Consider the following 11,307-nt stretch of genomic DNA (forward strand, 5'->3'; position numbering starts at 1 on the left):
CTCAGGTTCCGGTCGGCCGCTGTTGCAGCAGCCGGCGTGTGTTGCCTACCCAGGGAACGTCGGGCAGGTTGTCGCCATAGGTCTCTTTTACCCACTCGTAGCTGCACAGATCCTTGAGCAGCATGCTGGCCCGGACATCGACCGAAGGCATGGTGTTCTGGCCGACCTCGCGGAAGCCGAAGCTGCCGTGGAACAGCAGGGCGGCATCGGCGCCGTGGTCGAGGAAGACCTCGCAGGCCATCTGCGGGTAGCGCAGCTCAGCGTAACTCTGGGCATCGGCATAGAAGGCGCGGCCGACACCACCGCCACGGCGGCGGCTGGCCACCACGATGCGGTCGATATAGAAGAAGCTGGGGTAGCGCTGCTGGAACCAGGCGAAATTGCAGCTGTCATGGGCACTGTTGCTGCCGTAGCCGACCAGAAAACCAGCCATGTTGCCGTCGCGTTCGGCAACCCGGAAGTATTCGGCGGTTTCATAGAAACGGCGGAGCTTGGCTGCATCCAGCGGAAGAATCGCAAGACCAGCGTTGTTGTTCAGTGCCAGGACGGAATCGAGCTCGTGCTCGCGCACGTCGCGGATAACAATCGACATTGTGACTCCGTGGGGTATCGCGGTCGGCCCGGTGGGCTGTGGCGCGATTATCGCATGGGTGGCACGAGCCCGGCGAGCCACACGCGATGGTTGCGATGCATGACTTCCGAGGGAGGGCGCTGGGGCGGCCGGGTCCTTACCATGCACGGATGTTGGGATACCTCAGCCATACCCGAGTCCTCCGCCTGGCCGGCCTGTTTACCTGGGCCCTGGTCAGCTTGCCCCTGGTCTATACCCAGTACGCACCAGAGGAGGGCGTGCTGCAGCCGGCCGCCGGCGAGGCGATCTGGCTGTTCGTGGCCTACCTGACCTTCGGTGGCTGCTACTTCTGGCTGACCCGTGGGCTCAATGCCGCCGGCCACACCAGCTGGTACGACCGGCTGGCGCTGCTGTTGCTGACGGTTTCGGCGCTGGTGGTCAGCTATCTGTCGGCGACTGGCCTGGGCAGCATCCTGATGATGGTCGCCGCCGGGGTCATCCCGTGGCTGCTGAGCCGTTGGGTGGGCGTCATCTGGCTGGTGCTGAGCCAACTGGCGGTATTGCCGGTTTATAACCTGATCCTGGGCCTGCCGCTGTTCGAGGCGCTGCTGCAATCGCTGCTGTACGGCGGTTTCTCGATGTTCATCTTTGTCACGAGTCTGGTGGCCCGGCAGCAGACCCAGGCGCGCGAGGAACAGCGGCGTTTGAATGCCGAACTGCGCGCCACCCGCCTGCTGCTGGCCGAAAGCGCCCGGGTCAATGAGCGCACCCGCATTTCCCGCGAACTGCATGACCTGCTTGGCCATCACCTGACCGCGCTGAGCCTGAACCTGGAAGTGGCCGGGCATATCACCGAAGGCCAAGCACAGGAACACGTGCGGCAGGCGCATACCCTGGCCAAGCTGTTGCTCACCGATGTGCGCGAGGCGGTCAGTCAGCTGCGCGAGAGCGGGGCGATCGACCTGGCGGCTGCCCTGCGGCCGTTGACCGAACGGGTGCCGTCGCTGGAAATCCACCTGCAGATCGACGACCCGTTCAGCGTCGAAGACCCCGAGCGCGCGCATGTGCTGCTGCGCTGTACGCAGGAAATCATCACCAATGCGGTACGCCATGCTGGCGCCCGCAATCTGTGGATCGAGGTCGAGCGGGACGCCGCCCAGGTAGTCATCAGTGCGTACGATGACGGCATCGGTGGTGATTTCGAGGAAATAATGCCCGGCAACGGCCTGCGTGGCATGCGTGAGCGGCTGGCGCAGTATGGGGGTGTGCTGGATGTGTCGGCACGGAGCGGTGAGGGTTTCCGTCTTCGCGCCAGCCTGCCACTGGTTACCAATATGATGTTGGCCTCGGGGCCGCAAGGAGTGAATTGATGATCCGTGTCTGTCTGGTCGACGACCAAACCCTGGTACGGCAGGGCATTCGCTCGCTGCTGGCGCTGGATGACAGCATCGAAGTGGTGGCCGAAGCCATCGACGGGCGGCAGGCGATAGAGTTGATTCCGCAGGTGCAGCCGGATGTGGTGCTGATGGACATGCGCATGCCGGTGATGTCGGGGCTGGAAGCTCTGCAGACGCTGAGCCGCGCCGGCACGCTGCCGCCCTCGATCATCCTGACCACGTTCGACGATGACCAGTTGGTGCTGGCTGGGCTCAAGGCCGGAGCCAAGGGCTATCTGCTCAAGGATGTGACCCTGGAGCAGCTGGTGGGGGCTATCCGTACCGTGGCGAACGGTGGCTCGCTGGTGCAGCCGGCGGTGACCCAGCGCCTGCTGTCGGGGCTGGAACACATGCGCAATGAGTTCGTCAGCCTGGATCGGCCGGACCCGTTGACCGACCGCGAGACCGAGATCCTGCGGCTGATGGCCAGCGGCTTCTCGAACAAGGAGATCGCCAACTCCCTGGGCGTGGCCGAGGGCACCATCAAGAACCACGTGTCGAACATTCTGTCCAAGCTTGGCGTGCGTGACCGTACCCGCGCTGTGCTCAAGGCCTTTGAGTTACAGCTGGTGTGAGCGGCATGCAGAAGGCGCGCCGGGCAGGATGAATACGCTGGCCAGGGCGCGGCAACTGATTCGCGAAAAGTTGCCGCAACCACTGGTGCTGGACACCTTGGACGGTGGAAAATAGTGCCGCTACGGACGAAGTGCAGTCCAAGCTATCGGCTGAAGGCGCGCAGGGTTGGTGGTTGATACGCTACCCTGCGGCCTATCGATTGAGATAGCGCATTCTGGTAATGGAAACCGGTGCGCCAAATGTGCTGAACAACCTGCGGAAAGCCTGCTAGGATGGGGGCTTCCCTTCAAATCAACCCGGCCGTGGGATCGGCCCCGGAGACTCCTGAATGACCCGTATTATCGAGTTCCTGATCGCTTTGGGGATCGTGGCTGGCCTGTTTGTCCTCATTGGCGTGTGTCTGCCGGGCGAGCGCCACATTACCGAAAGCATCGAAACCAACCGCAAGATGACGATCGTGTATGACACGGTCAACAGCCTGCGCCGCTTCAAGGATTGGAATCCGCTTGTGCTGCGCGACAAGGCCGTGGAGCTGAAGTTCAGCGGCCCGGACGCCGGCAAGGGCGCCCGCATGGACTATTCCTCCAAGGACATGGGCCAGGGCAGCTGGGAAATCACCGATAGCGAGAAGAACAAGCGCGTCGTGATTGCCATCGAAGATCCGACCCGCGGTACCGACAAGGTGACCTCGTTCACCCTCGAGCCGACCGGCAAGAACGACCGCAACGTCAAGATCACCCAGGACTACAGCGTCAAGTACGGTTTCGACCTGTTTGGTCGTTACGCCGGCCTGTACGTCAGCCGTCACATCGGTGACGACCTGAAGCTGGGTCTGTCGCGCATGGCCAACATGCTGGCCTCGGTGCCGAACGTCGACTACGCCGCTGCCGAAGCACCGCTGACCGACCTGAAGGTCATCCAGGTGCCGGCTGAAAACCTGCTGGTGGTCAACGCCGGTAACATCGATCGCAACAACGATGCCATCCAGAAGTCGATTGACGACAATATGGAATGGATCAAGCGCACGATGGATGCCAATGGCCTGGTTGCCGCTGGTCCGGTGCGTATCGTCACCACCGATTTCGGTGCTGAGAAGTATGCCTTCGACGTGGCTCTGCCGGTTCGCAAGGGCGGCGCTGCTGCTCCGGCGGCCGACAAGAAGGACGGCGAAGCCGCCGCTCCGGCCGTTGCTGCCGCACCGGTTGCTGCTGGTGATGCTGCCGAGCTGAGCGTCAAGATCCCCGCGGGCAACCCGGTGACTTACGTGCATGCTCCGGCACACCGTTCGGCATTTGCTTCCTACACCGGCCACATGGCTGGCCTGGACCTGGCCCGTAACGGCCTGCGTGCATGGGCTACCACCACCGGTAACGAAGTTGTCGATCGTCCGTATGAGTCGTGGAAGGGTGGTGTGGCCAAGGCCTTCACCGTCGATGGTTCCTACGACCTGTACTGGGCGGTCAAGTAATCATCGGTTGTTGTCGATGATCTGATCGAGAAAACGCGCCGCTTCTAGCGGCGCGTTTTTTTTGCGGACGACATTTGCAGGGTTGATTGGAGAACGACATGTTGGGAGTGGAACGGCGGACGCGTAAGCCTTCGTTTCTTGCATTCTGTGGTGGCCTGTTGGCTGCGGCAGCGGTCGGTTTGTCGGCTTATGCCTCGCATGGCGTGAGCGAGGCATTGGCGCAGTCGCATCTGAATACCGCAGCCCTGTATGCGTTTGGGCATGGCGTGGTGCTGGTGGGGCTGGGCGCGTCCTCGGTAAACCAGTGGGGGCGGTGTGCGCTGTATGTGCTGCTGCTGGGCACCTTGTTGTTCTCCGGCAGCCTGGTCGGCAATGTGCTGATGCAATGGCCGACGAGGCTGGCCCCGGCCGGCGGCATGACCCTGATGGGTGGCTGGGTGCTGCTTGCGCTCAGTGCCCTGCGCCGCTGAGCGATGCCGCGCTATCGACGTGGTTTCGATATCGATGCTGCGCACGCGCACCTGCAGCGGGTGGACAAGCGACTGGCCTCCTGGATGCGCCGCGTGGGGCCCTTGGCGGCACCGCAAGGCTGGGCGCGTTCGTTTGACCCGGTCGATGCGCTGGCGCGGGCAATCCTGTTCCAGCAGCTCAGTGGCAAGGCCGCCTCGACGATAGTCGGGCGGGTGGAAACGGCGATTGGCAGCAAGCGTCTGCATGCGGCCAGTCTGGACCTGATCGATGATCCTGGGTTGCGCGCCTGTGGTGTATCCGGCAACAAGGCCTTGGCCCTGCGCGACCTGGCCCGCCGCGAAAGCGCGGGTGAGTTGCCGAGCCTGCGGCAGATGTCGGTGATGGATCACCAGGCCATCGTCGACGCGCTGGTGGCGGTGCGCGGTATCGGCCGCTGGACCGTGGAGATGATGTTGATGTTCCGCCTCGGCCGGCCCGACATCCTGCCGATTGATGACCTGGGTATCCGCAAAGGCGCTCAGCGCGTGGATGGCGGTGAGACGATGCTCACGCCCAAGGCCTTGGCCGAGCGCGGCGAGCGCTGGGCTCCGTACCGCACCTGGGCCAGCCTGTATTTATGGCGCATTGCCGATTTCAGCACCGAGCCGAAGCAGACAACCAATCGTTCGCAGGATTGAGCAGCAACGTGGACGATGCTGCGCCTTTGTAGGAGCGGCATCAGCCGCGAAGTCCATGATCCGTCAGGTAGCAGGTATGCCAGGTAGTGCCGAGCCATGCTCGGCAAGGCCTTGCAGGCAATGCATCGGACAGTCCACCAGCTTCGCGGCTTACGCCGCGACTACAAACAGCGGCGTGCTCCAGATTGTGGGAGCGGCATTGGCCGCGAAGCCCATGATCCGTCAGGTGGTAGGTATGCCAGGTAGTGCCGAGCCATGCTCGGCAGGGCCGTGCAGGCAATCCATCGTACAGTCCACCAGCTTCGCTGCTTACACCGCTCCTACAATTGCAGTGCTGCGATAACGCCAATGCCACGGCTCGTAGACGATGCCGTGCGGGTTGTCGCGCGGGTAGCTCATGTGGAAGCCGAAGTGCGCCGCATGCTGCTGCAGCCAGGCGAATCCTGACGTGAGCTCGAAGGACTCCTCGGCAGGCGGCTCGCCCGGTGTGCTGATGTCCAGTGCGTCACCGCCGTGGTGTTCGCTGTAGCCTGGTGCGGCGTTGACGGTGAGGATCTCGTCCACGCTCAGTCCGCGCGCCAGCTTGCGTTCGAAAATACCGAGCTGATAGTCATGGCTGCGATAACCGGAGATCGCATCCAGCGCGACGCCATCAAGGGCCGCGGCCTGCTGCATGCGCTGCCAACCGCGCGCAGCACCGCCAGTCAGCCAGAGCGGGCGGCGGTAGCGATCAAAACCGGCAAGGCGCAGATGCGCCGGTTCGGCCACCAGCGGTAAACCTGTCTGCGTGGCATAGGTGCCGGCATCCAGACCCAGTTGCTGCAGATGCAGATGCAGTTGATGCAACGGCAGGCTGCCGCTCGCAGGTGGAATGCGGGATGGCTGCGTGCGCAGGGTTTCCAGTGCGGTCAACGCAAAGTCGATGCCGGGTTCATCCGCCAGCCGGGTCACCAGGGGCATTAGCCCGCCGCGTAGCTGTGCGGCCAGAAAGCGACCATCACGCTTGCGACGCAGTACCTGCGTTGCCCGGGCCAGTACACGGGCATCGTCGCTGCTGCGCGCGCGCAGCAGGCCGCCGGGCCAGATCTCGATGTCGGGTGTGTTGAGCAGGATGTGGGGAGCATTGCGCATACGCGCAGCTTAGGCCCGTGCGCCGCTGTCGGCCAGTCGCTTGAGTTCATCCAGCAGGGTGCGTGGCTGCTCGGGGCTGACCAGTACAGTGTTGCCGTCGCGCAGCGGAATCACCAGTACGCGGTTGGGATCGGTGATCAGGCAGAAGGCCTTGCCGCCGCCCTTCATGTGGAAGTGGCCCGCGCGGAACCCGGGAAACTGGAAGCCATTGGATTTCCCGCCCGGCTTGAGATCTGGGTTCTCTGCGAAATTGACGACGCGCGCGCGTTCCAGTCGCATCGAACTCAGCGTCACGCGTCGGGTATACAAGGTGGCGGCGATGGTCAATTGCTTCGGCTCCACGCGCAGTTCGCGTCGTCGGTAGGCCAGGGTCAGCGCTGCGCCAAGCAGAGACAGTATCAACCAGCCACCCCAAGAGGCGAATGTCGCCTGGAACGGCGGCTTGCCGGCGAACAACCTGATCAGTGGGTCGATGCTGAGCACCAGCAACATGGGTGCCCACAACCAAAGCAGGAGTGAGCTGGTTGGTTTGGCGACGTTGAACGTTCTTGTCTCGGTTGGCGAGGTGTTGCGGCCGTTCATCGCTGTGCCTTGATCCATTGCGCGATGTCGTTGATCAGTGCTGGCTCGACGTGGCCCGGGCGCGTGTATTCTTCAAGTGAGCCCTTGCCTTCACCGGCGATGCCGAGGTGATTCAGCGCCGGGTAGTGCCGGAAGCGGTAGCGCTCGCCTTGCAGCCCGTTGTTCCACAACTGCCAGTCGGCATCGACCACCTGGAAGTCACGGCCGCCTTGCAGCAACAGCACTGGCAGCGTGCTGTTGCGCACATCGGCGATGGGATCAACGCTCTCCAGTTGTTGCCAGAAGCGGCCGGGAATTTCCATCAGGCGCGCATCGGGATTGCTGCGCACGGCAACGATGGCTGCATCGAGTGCCTTGAGTTGTGCTTGCTCGTCGGTGCTGATCGCACCATCGAGGCCGAGCATGTAGCGGTTCTGTTCGGCCAGCAGATCGAGGATTGGGCGTGCCGGTGCAGCGAGCAGAACGAGTCCTGCCAGCTTGCCATCGGCGGCCTTGGCGATGCGTCCGGCCAGCAGTCCACCTTGGCTATGGCCCAGCAGATAGATGTGCGCGGGGTCGATGCTGGGCGTAGTGGTCAGTGCGCGCACCGCTGCGACTGCATCGTCGGTGGTTTCGTCATCGATGCTGAAGCTGCCTTTGAAATCCTGCGGCCGTGCGTGACTGCGTTTTTCATAGCGCAGCACGGCATTGCCCTGTGCGGCCAGTCCGCGTGCGATATCGAGGAAGGGGCGGTTGGGGCCGATGGTTTCGTCGCGGTCCTGTGGGCCGGAACCGTGCACCAGCACGACGGCGGGAAAGCGGCCCGTGCCCTTGGGTAAGGTCAATGTGCCGGGCAGCGCAGCGCTGGCGGTGCCGCTGGCCGGCACGTTGAAATCCTGCTCAGTGAAACCGGCATCGGCGGCGGGCGCCGGAGCCGGCGCGGCGGCTGCGGGCTGCACCAGGAAGCCGGCAACCTTGTCGTCCTTGTCCAGCACGATGCGTGCCTGCAGGGCGCCATTGGCGTAATGCAGTGGAATGACGACGATGCGCAAGCCGTCGGCTTCACTGCTGCTGGCCGCGCCGCGCGGGCCGGCGGCGCCCATCTGCGCGGGTAGGGATTCCCAGACTGCCTTGAGTTTCGCTGCAGGTACCGCGGCCTTCATCTGTGCCGAAAAGCCCGCTTCAGCAGCTGTGTACTGGCCAGCATCAAGTTGGTCCGGCAACTGCTTGGCCAGTGTGGCCGGGTCGGCAGCATGTGCGCTGCCGGCAAGGAAGAGAACCGCTGCCGTGATCCATCCGCCCCGGCCTTTCATCACTGTGCCTTCTTGAAGATCAGGGTTGGAGTGGAGACGGTCGGCGTGGCGTGGACCACGTTCACCAGTTCCCAGCCAAGCCGGCCTTGCTTGTCCAGCTCTTCCTGCAGTGCTTCGGTCTTGAAGCTGCCCATCAGGGTGGTTTTCAGTTCGACAACCAGGTACTTCCACTGCGTGCTCATTGCTCGTCCTTGGGTTCTTTCTGAGGTTTGGGGAGACGCCCGGCCTTGCGCAGGGCGTCGCGGATCACATACTCGATCTGCGCGTTGAGGCTGCGCAGTTCGTCGTCGGCCCAGCGCTGGGTCGCGGCCAGAACATCAGCGTTGATGCGCAGCGGATAGGCCTTCTTCTCGCTCACCGGCGGGGTGCTCCGTTGTTGCCGCGACGCAGGTGCAGCACCAGTGAAATGCCCAGCGCGTTGACCGCCACCACCAGCGCGATGATCACGCCGTAGGCGATGTTGCGGTTGTCACCGGCCAGGTAGACGCCGGTGGCAGCCACGAACATGCACAGCGCGATCAAGGCCCAGCGCAGGCCCAGCCCGCGTGCGTGTGCGGTGCCGGGGCGTCCGCTCCATACCGCGAAGCAGAGAGCCGGGATGCCCGTGGCGGCGATGATCAGGGGGGCGAATACATTCACTGCGATTACCTCACTACGTTGTTCAGTACAGCGAGCCGGCATTGACCACCGGCTGGGTGCCGCGGTCCGAGCACAGCACGGTCAACAGGTTGCCGACCATCTGCGCCTTGCGCTCTTCATCAAGGGTGACGACGGCATTCTTCTCAAGTTCCAGTAGCGCCATTTCGACCATGCCGACGGCACCAGCGACGATCTGCGTACGGGCGGCGATCACCGCGCTGGCCTGCTGGCGCTGCAGCATTGCCTGGGCGATTTCCGGCGCATAGGCGAGGTGGCTGATACGGGCATCGAGCACCTGCACGCCGGCATCGGCCAGACGCTCGGCCAGTTCGTCCTTCAGGTGCTGGGAGATCTCGGTGGCATGGCTGCGCAGGGCAAGCTGGCCTTCGGTGTGCTGGTCATAGGGATAGCTGGTGGCCATCGCACGCAGTGCCGACTCGGACTGGATGTGCACGAAGCTCTCGTAGTCGTCAACGTTGTAGACGGCTTCGGAGGCGTCGATCACCTGCCAGACGATGACCGCGGCGATCTCGATCGGCGAGCCATCCAGCTCGTTGACCTTGAGCTTGCCGCTCTCGAAGTTGCGCACGCGCAGGCTGACCGCACGCTTGCTGTAGAAGGGATTGTTACAGCGCAGGCCGTTTTCCTTGACCGTGCCCACGTACTTGCCGAACAGGCTGATCACCGCGGCCTGGTTGGGTTGGACCATGTACAGGCCGCAGCTGAAGATGATGCCGACGATGACCAGCAGGATGCCGCCGATCACCAGCATGCCACCGCCGCCGGTGCCGTTCTTGGTGACGACGATCGCGCCGATGATGGCGACGCTGCCGACCAGCATCAGCAGCAAGGCGCCAAGCAGGGTGGGGATGCCGGACATGGAACCGAGGGACTTCTCTTTCATGGCACATCTTCCGTGGTAGTTGGAATGAAAGATATCAAATTGATATCAACATGCAAGCGATATTGACGAGGGTCCGGACGGCGCCGGAACCCGTAGCCCGGGGAGCCGCCGTGCAGCCGGGCTACGGGTTCCCGGCGCCGGTGACAAGGAGATCGCGCGACCCCGGGTGCGCTCGCGCTTACCCGGGCTACGTTGCCTAGAATAGGCACCCTCTTTTGTGCCTCCCGGAACCGCCTGATGATCACCCTCGGTACCCCGCTTTCCCCATCCGCCACCCGTGTCCTGCTGCTTGGTTCGGGCGAACTGGGCAAGGAAGTGGCCATCGAGCTGCAGCGCTTCGGCGTGGAAGTGATTGCCGCCGATCGCTATGCCAATGCCCCGGCCATGCAGGTCGCACACCGCAGCCATGTGCTGGACATGCTCGACCCGGCCGCGCTGAAGGCCTTGATCGCGCAGGAGCAGCCGCACCTGGTGGTGCCCGAGATCGAGGCGATCCATACCGAAACCCTGGTGCAGCTGGAAGCCGAACAAGGCCTGCGGGTGATCCCGACCGCGCGCGCCGCGCGCCTGACCATGGATCGCGAGGGCATTCGCCGGCTGGCCGCCGAAACCCTGGGCTTGCCGACTTCGCCCTATCGCTTCGTCGATACCGAAGCCGAGTACCGTGATGCCGTGGCCGCTATCGGCCTGCCGTGCGTGGTCAAGCCGGTGATGTCGTCCTCGGGCAAGGGCCAGAGCACGCTGCGCAGCGACGCCGACATTGGCCCGGCATGGGAATACGCGCAGACCGGCGGCCGCGCCGGCGCTGGCCGCTGCATTGTCGAAGGCTTCATCGACTTCGATTACGAGATCACCTTGTTGACCGTACGCCACGCCGATGGCACCGCGTTCTGCGATCCGGTTGGCCACCTGCAGAAGGATGGCGATTACCGTGAAAGCTGGCAGCCGCAGGCGATGTCGGCCAAGGCACTGGAAGGCGCGCAGCAGATCGCCCGCGCCATCACCGAGGATCTTGGTGGTTGGGGCTTGTTCGGTGTCGAGTTGTTCGTGAAAGGCGACGCGGTGTGGTTCAGCGAAGTCTCGCCGCGTCCGCATGACACCGGTCTGGTGACCTTGGTATCGCAGGAACTGAGCGAGTTCGCGCTGCATGCGCGCGCGATTCTGGGTCTGCCGATCCCGACCATTCGTCACAACGGCGCATCGGCATCGTGCGCGATGCTGGCGCAGGGCAATGGCGTGCCGTTCTTCAGCAACGTCGCCGAGGCATTGATCCATCCGGATTCGGCGCTGCGCCTGTTCGGCAAGCCGATGGTGCAGGGCCAGCGTCGCGTTGGCGTGACCCTGGCACGGGCTGCAGATGTTGATCAGGCGCGTGCGATTGCGCGTGATGCGGCAGCGGCGATTGGAATCGAGCTGCGCTGAGCTTGGTTTTGCCCCCTCCCTTTGCCGAAGGCAAGGGGAGGGTTGGGGAGGGGTAAGGCTCTACCGCTCTTGTTGGTGCCTCAGCTTCGCGGCTTACGCCGCTCCTACAAACGCAGGCGAGCATCATCAGCTTGTAGG

14 protein-coding genes are annotated in these 11,307 nt (G+C 63.6%); 6 read left to right on the plus strand and 8 right to left on the minus strand.

Annotated features, from left to right (window positions below; all coding sequences use genetic code 11):
• Position 1: 1 nt before the first annotated feature.
• Positions 2–592 (minus strand): GNAT family N-acetyltransferase, encoded by a 591-nt coding sequence (locus ACVOLV_RS12980; RefSeq protein ID WP_057630113.1) that lies wholly within the window; start codon positions 590–592, stop codon positions 2–4.
• Between the two features lie 149 nt (positions 593–741).
• On the opposite strand from ACVOLV_RS12980, the gene ACVOLV_RS12985 reads away from it, so the two are divergent.
• The 5 genes from ACVOLV_RS12985 (at position 742) to ACVOLV_RS13005 (ending at position 5,199) form a co-directional block, all read left to right on the plus strand.
• On the plus strand, positions 742–1,941 hold the full coding sequence (locus ACVOLV_RS12985; protein WP_481554765.1) for a sensor histidine kinase: 1,200 nt from the start codon (positions 742–744) through the stop codon (positions 1,939–1,941).
• Entirely contained in the window at positions 1,941–2,582 is a 642-nt protein-coding gene (locus ACVOLV_RS12990; protein WP_481554766.1) for a response regulator, read from the plus strand. Before ACVOLV_RS12985 ends, ACVOLV_RS12990 begins: the two co-directional genes overlap by 1 nt.
• Positions 2,583–2,911: 329 nt before the next feature.
• Positions 2,912–4,051, plus strand: coding sequence for a polyketide cyclase (locus ACVOLV_RS12995; protein WP_481554767.1), 1,140 nt, complete (start codon positions 2,912–2,914; stop codon positions 4,049–4,051).
• Positions 4,052–4,149: 98 nt separating this feature from the next.
• Complete coding sequence (locus tag ACVOLV_RS13000; RefSeq protein WP_481554768.1) at positions 4,150–4,521, plus strand: DUF423 domain-containing protein; 372 nt, start codon at positions 4,150–4,152, stop codon at positions 4,519–4,521.
• Between the two features lie 3 nt (positions 4,522–4,524).
• The gene (locus ACVOLV_RS13005) at positions 4,525–5,199 is read left to right on the plus strand and encodes a DNA-3-methyladenine glycosylase family protein (protein ID WP_481554769.1); all 675 of its coding nucleotides are present in this window, start codon (positions 4,525–4,527) and stop codon (positions 5,197–5,199) included.
• Positions 5,200–5,508: 309 nt separating this feature from the next.
• On the opposite strand, the gene ACVOLV_RS13010 is transcribed toward ACVOLV_RS13005, so the two are convergent.
• Genes ACVOLV_RS13010 through ACVOLV_RS13040 form a run of 7 tightly spaced genes read right to left on the minus strand, consistent with a single transcriptional unit; the run spans position 5,509 to position 9,747 of the window.
• Positions 5,509–6,330: a M15 family metallopeptidase gene (locus ACVOLV_RS13010; protein WP_481554770.1), complete on the minus strand. Its 822-nt coding sequence runs from the start codon at positions 6,328–6,330 to the stop codon at positions 5,509–5,511.
• Positions 6,331–6,339: 9 nt separating this feature from the next.
• The gene (locus ACVOLV_RS13015; RefSeq protein ID WP_481554771.1) at positions 6,340–6,930 is read right to left on the minus strand and encodes a PH domain-containing protein; all 591 of its coding nucleotides are present in this window, start codon (positions 6,928–6,930) and stop codon (positions 6,340–6,342) included.
• Positions 6,909–8,204 carry an alpha/beta hydrolase gene (locus ACVOLV_RS13020; RefSeq protein WP_481554772.1) on the minus strand — a complete coding sequence of 432 codons (1,296 nt, stop codon included), beginning with the start codon at positions 8,202–8,204 and terminating at the stop codon, positions 6,909–6,911. Before ACVOLV_RS13020 ends, ACVOLV_RS13015 begins: the two co-directional genes overlap by 22 nt.
• Positions 8,204–8,386, minus strand: coding sequence for a DUF4177 domain-containing protein (locus ACVOLV_RS13025; RefSeq protein WP_481554773.1), 183 nt, complete (start codon positions 8,384–8,386; stop codon positions 8,204–8,206). The genes ACVOLV_RS13020 and ACVOLV_RS13025 overlap by 1 nt, the downstream gene beginning before the upstream one ends.
• A complete protein-coding gene (locus ACVOLV_RS13030; protein WP_303747055.1) occupies positions 8,383–8,562 on the minus strand; it encodes a type II toxin-antitoxin system antitoxin in 180 nt (59 codons plus the stop codon). The genes ACVOLV_RS13025 and ACVOLV_RS13030 overlap by 4 nt, the downstream gene beginning before the upstream one ends.
• The gene (locus ACVOLV_RS13035; RefSeq protein ID WP_481511105.1) at positions 8,559–8,843 is read right to left on the minus strand and encodes a hypothetical protein; all 285 of its coding nucleotides are present in this window, start codon (positions 8,841–8,843) and stop codon (positions 8,559–8,561) included. The genes ACVOLV_RS13030 and ACVOLV_RS13035 overlap by 4 nt, the downstream gene beginning before the upstream one ends.
• Before the next feature lie 22 nt (positions 8,844–8,865).
• Positions 8,866–9,747, minus strand: a complete 882-nt coding sequence (locus tag ACVOLV_RS13040; RefSeq protein ID WP_481554774.1) for an SPFH domain-containing protein — start codon at positions 9,745–9,747, stop codon at positions 8,866–8,868.
• Positions 9,748–9,984: 237 nt separating this feature from the next.
• On the opposite strand from ACVOLV_RS13040, the gene purT reads away from it, so the two are divergent.
• Entirely contained in the window at positions 9,985–11,169 is a 1,185-nt protein-coding gene (gene purT / locus ACVOLV_RS13045; protein ID WP_481554775.1) for a formate-dependent phosphoribosylglycinamide formyltransferase, read from the plus strand.
• Positions 11,170–11,307: the final 138 nt, after the last annotated feature.

Source organism: Stenotrophomonas sp. STEN023 (assembly GCF_056760135.1).

Bases quoted from the DNA above. Each gene is read 5' to 3' on its own strand.
- ACVOLV_RS12995 (WP_481554767.1), top strand. From the start codon at position 2,912: ATGACCCGTATTATCGAGTTCCTGATCGCTTTGGGGATCGTGGCTGGC.
- ACVOLV_RS13025 (WP_481554773.1), bottom strand. From the start codon at position 8,386: ATGAGCACGCAGTGGAAGTACCTGGTTGTCGAACTGAAAACCACCCTG.
- ACVOLV_RS13020 (WP_481554772.1), bottom strand. From the start codon at position 8,204: ATGAAAGGCCGGGGCGGATGGATCACGGCAGCGGTTCTCTTCCTTGCC.
- ACVOLV_RS12980 (WP_057630113.1), bottom strand. From the start codon at position 592: ATGTCGATTGTTATCCGCGACGTGCGCGAGCACGAGCTCGATTCCGTC.
- ACVOLV_RS12990 (WP_481554766.1), top strand. From the start codon at position 1,941: ATGATCCGTGTCTGTCTGGTCGACGACCAAACCCTGGTACGGCAGGGC.
- ACVOLV_RS13040 (WP_481554774.1), bottom strand. From the start codon at position 9,747: ATGAAAGAGAAGTCCCTCGGTTCCATGTCCGGCATCCCCACCCTGCTT.
- ACVOLV_RS13000 (WP_481554768.1), top strand. From the start codon at position 4,150: ATGTTGGGAGTGGAACGGCGGACGCGTAAGCCTTCGTTTCTTGCATTC.
- ACVOLV_RS12985 (WP_481554765.1), top strand. From the start codon at position 742: ATGTTGGGATACCTCAGCCATACCCGAGTCCTCCGCCTGGCCGGCCTG.
- ACVOLV_RS13010 (WP_481554770.1), bottom strand. From the start codon at position 6,330: ATGCGCAATGCTCCCCACATCCTGCTCAACACACCCGACATCGAGATC.
- ACVOLV_RS13015 (WP_481554771.1), bottom strand. From the start codon at position 6,930: ATGGATCAAGGCACAGCGATGAACGGCCGCAACACCTCGCCAACCGAG.
- ACVOLV_RS13005 (WP_481554769.1), top strand. From the start codon at position 4,525: ATGCCGCGCTATCGACGTGGTTTCGATATCGATGCTGCGCACGCGCAC.
- purT (WP_481554775.1), top strand. From the start codon at position 9,985: ATGATCACCCTCGGTACCCCGCTTTCCCCATCCGCCACCCGTGTCCTG.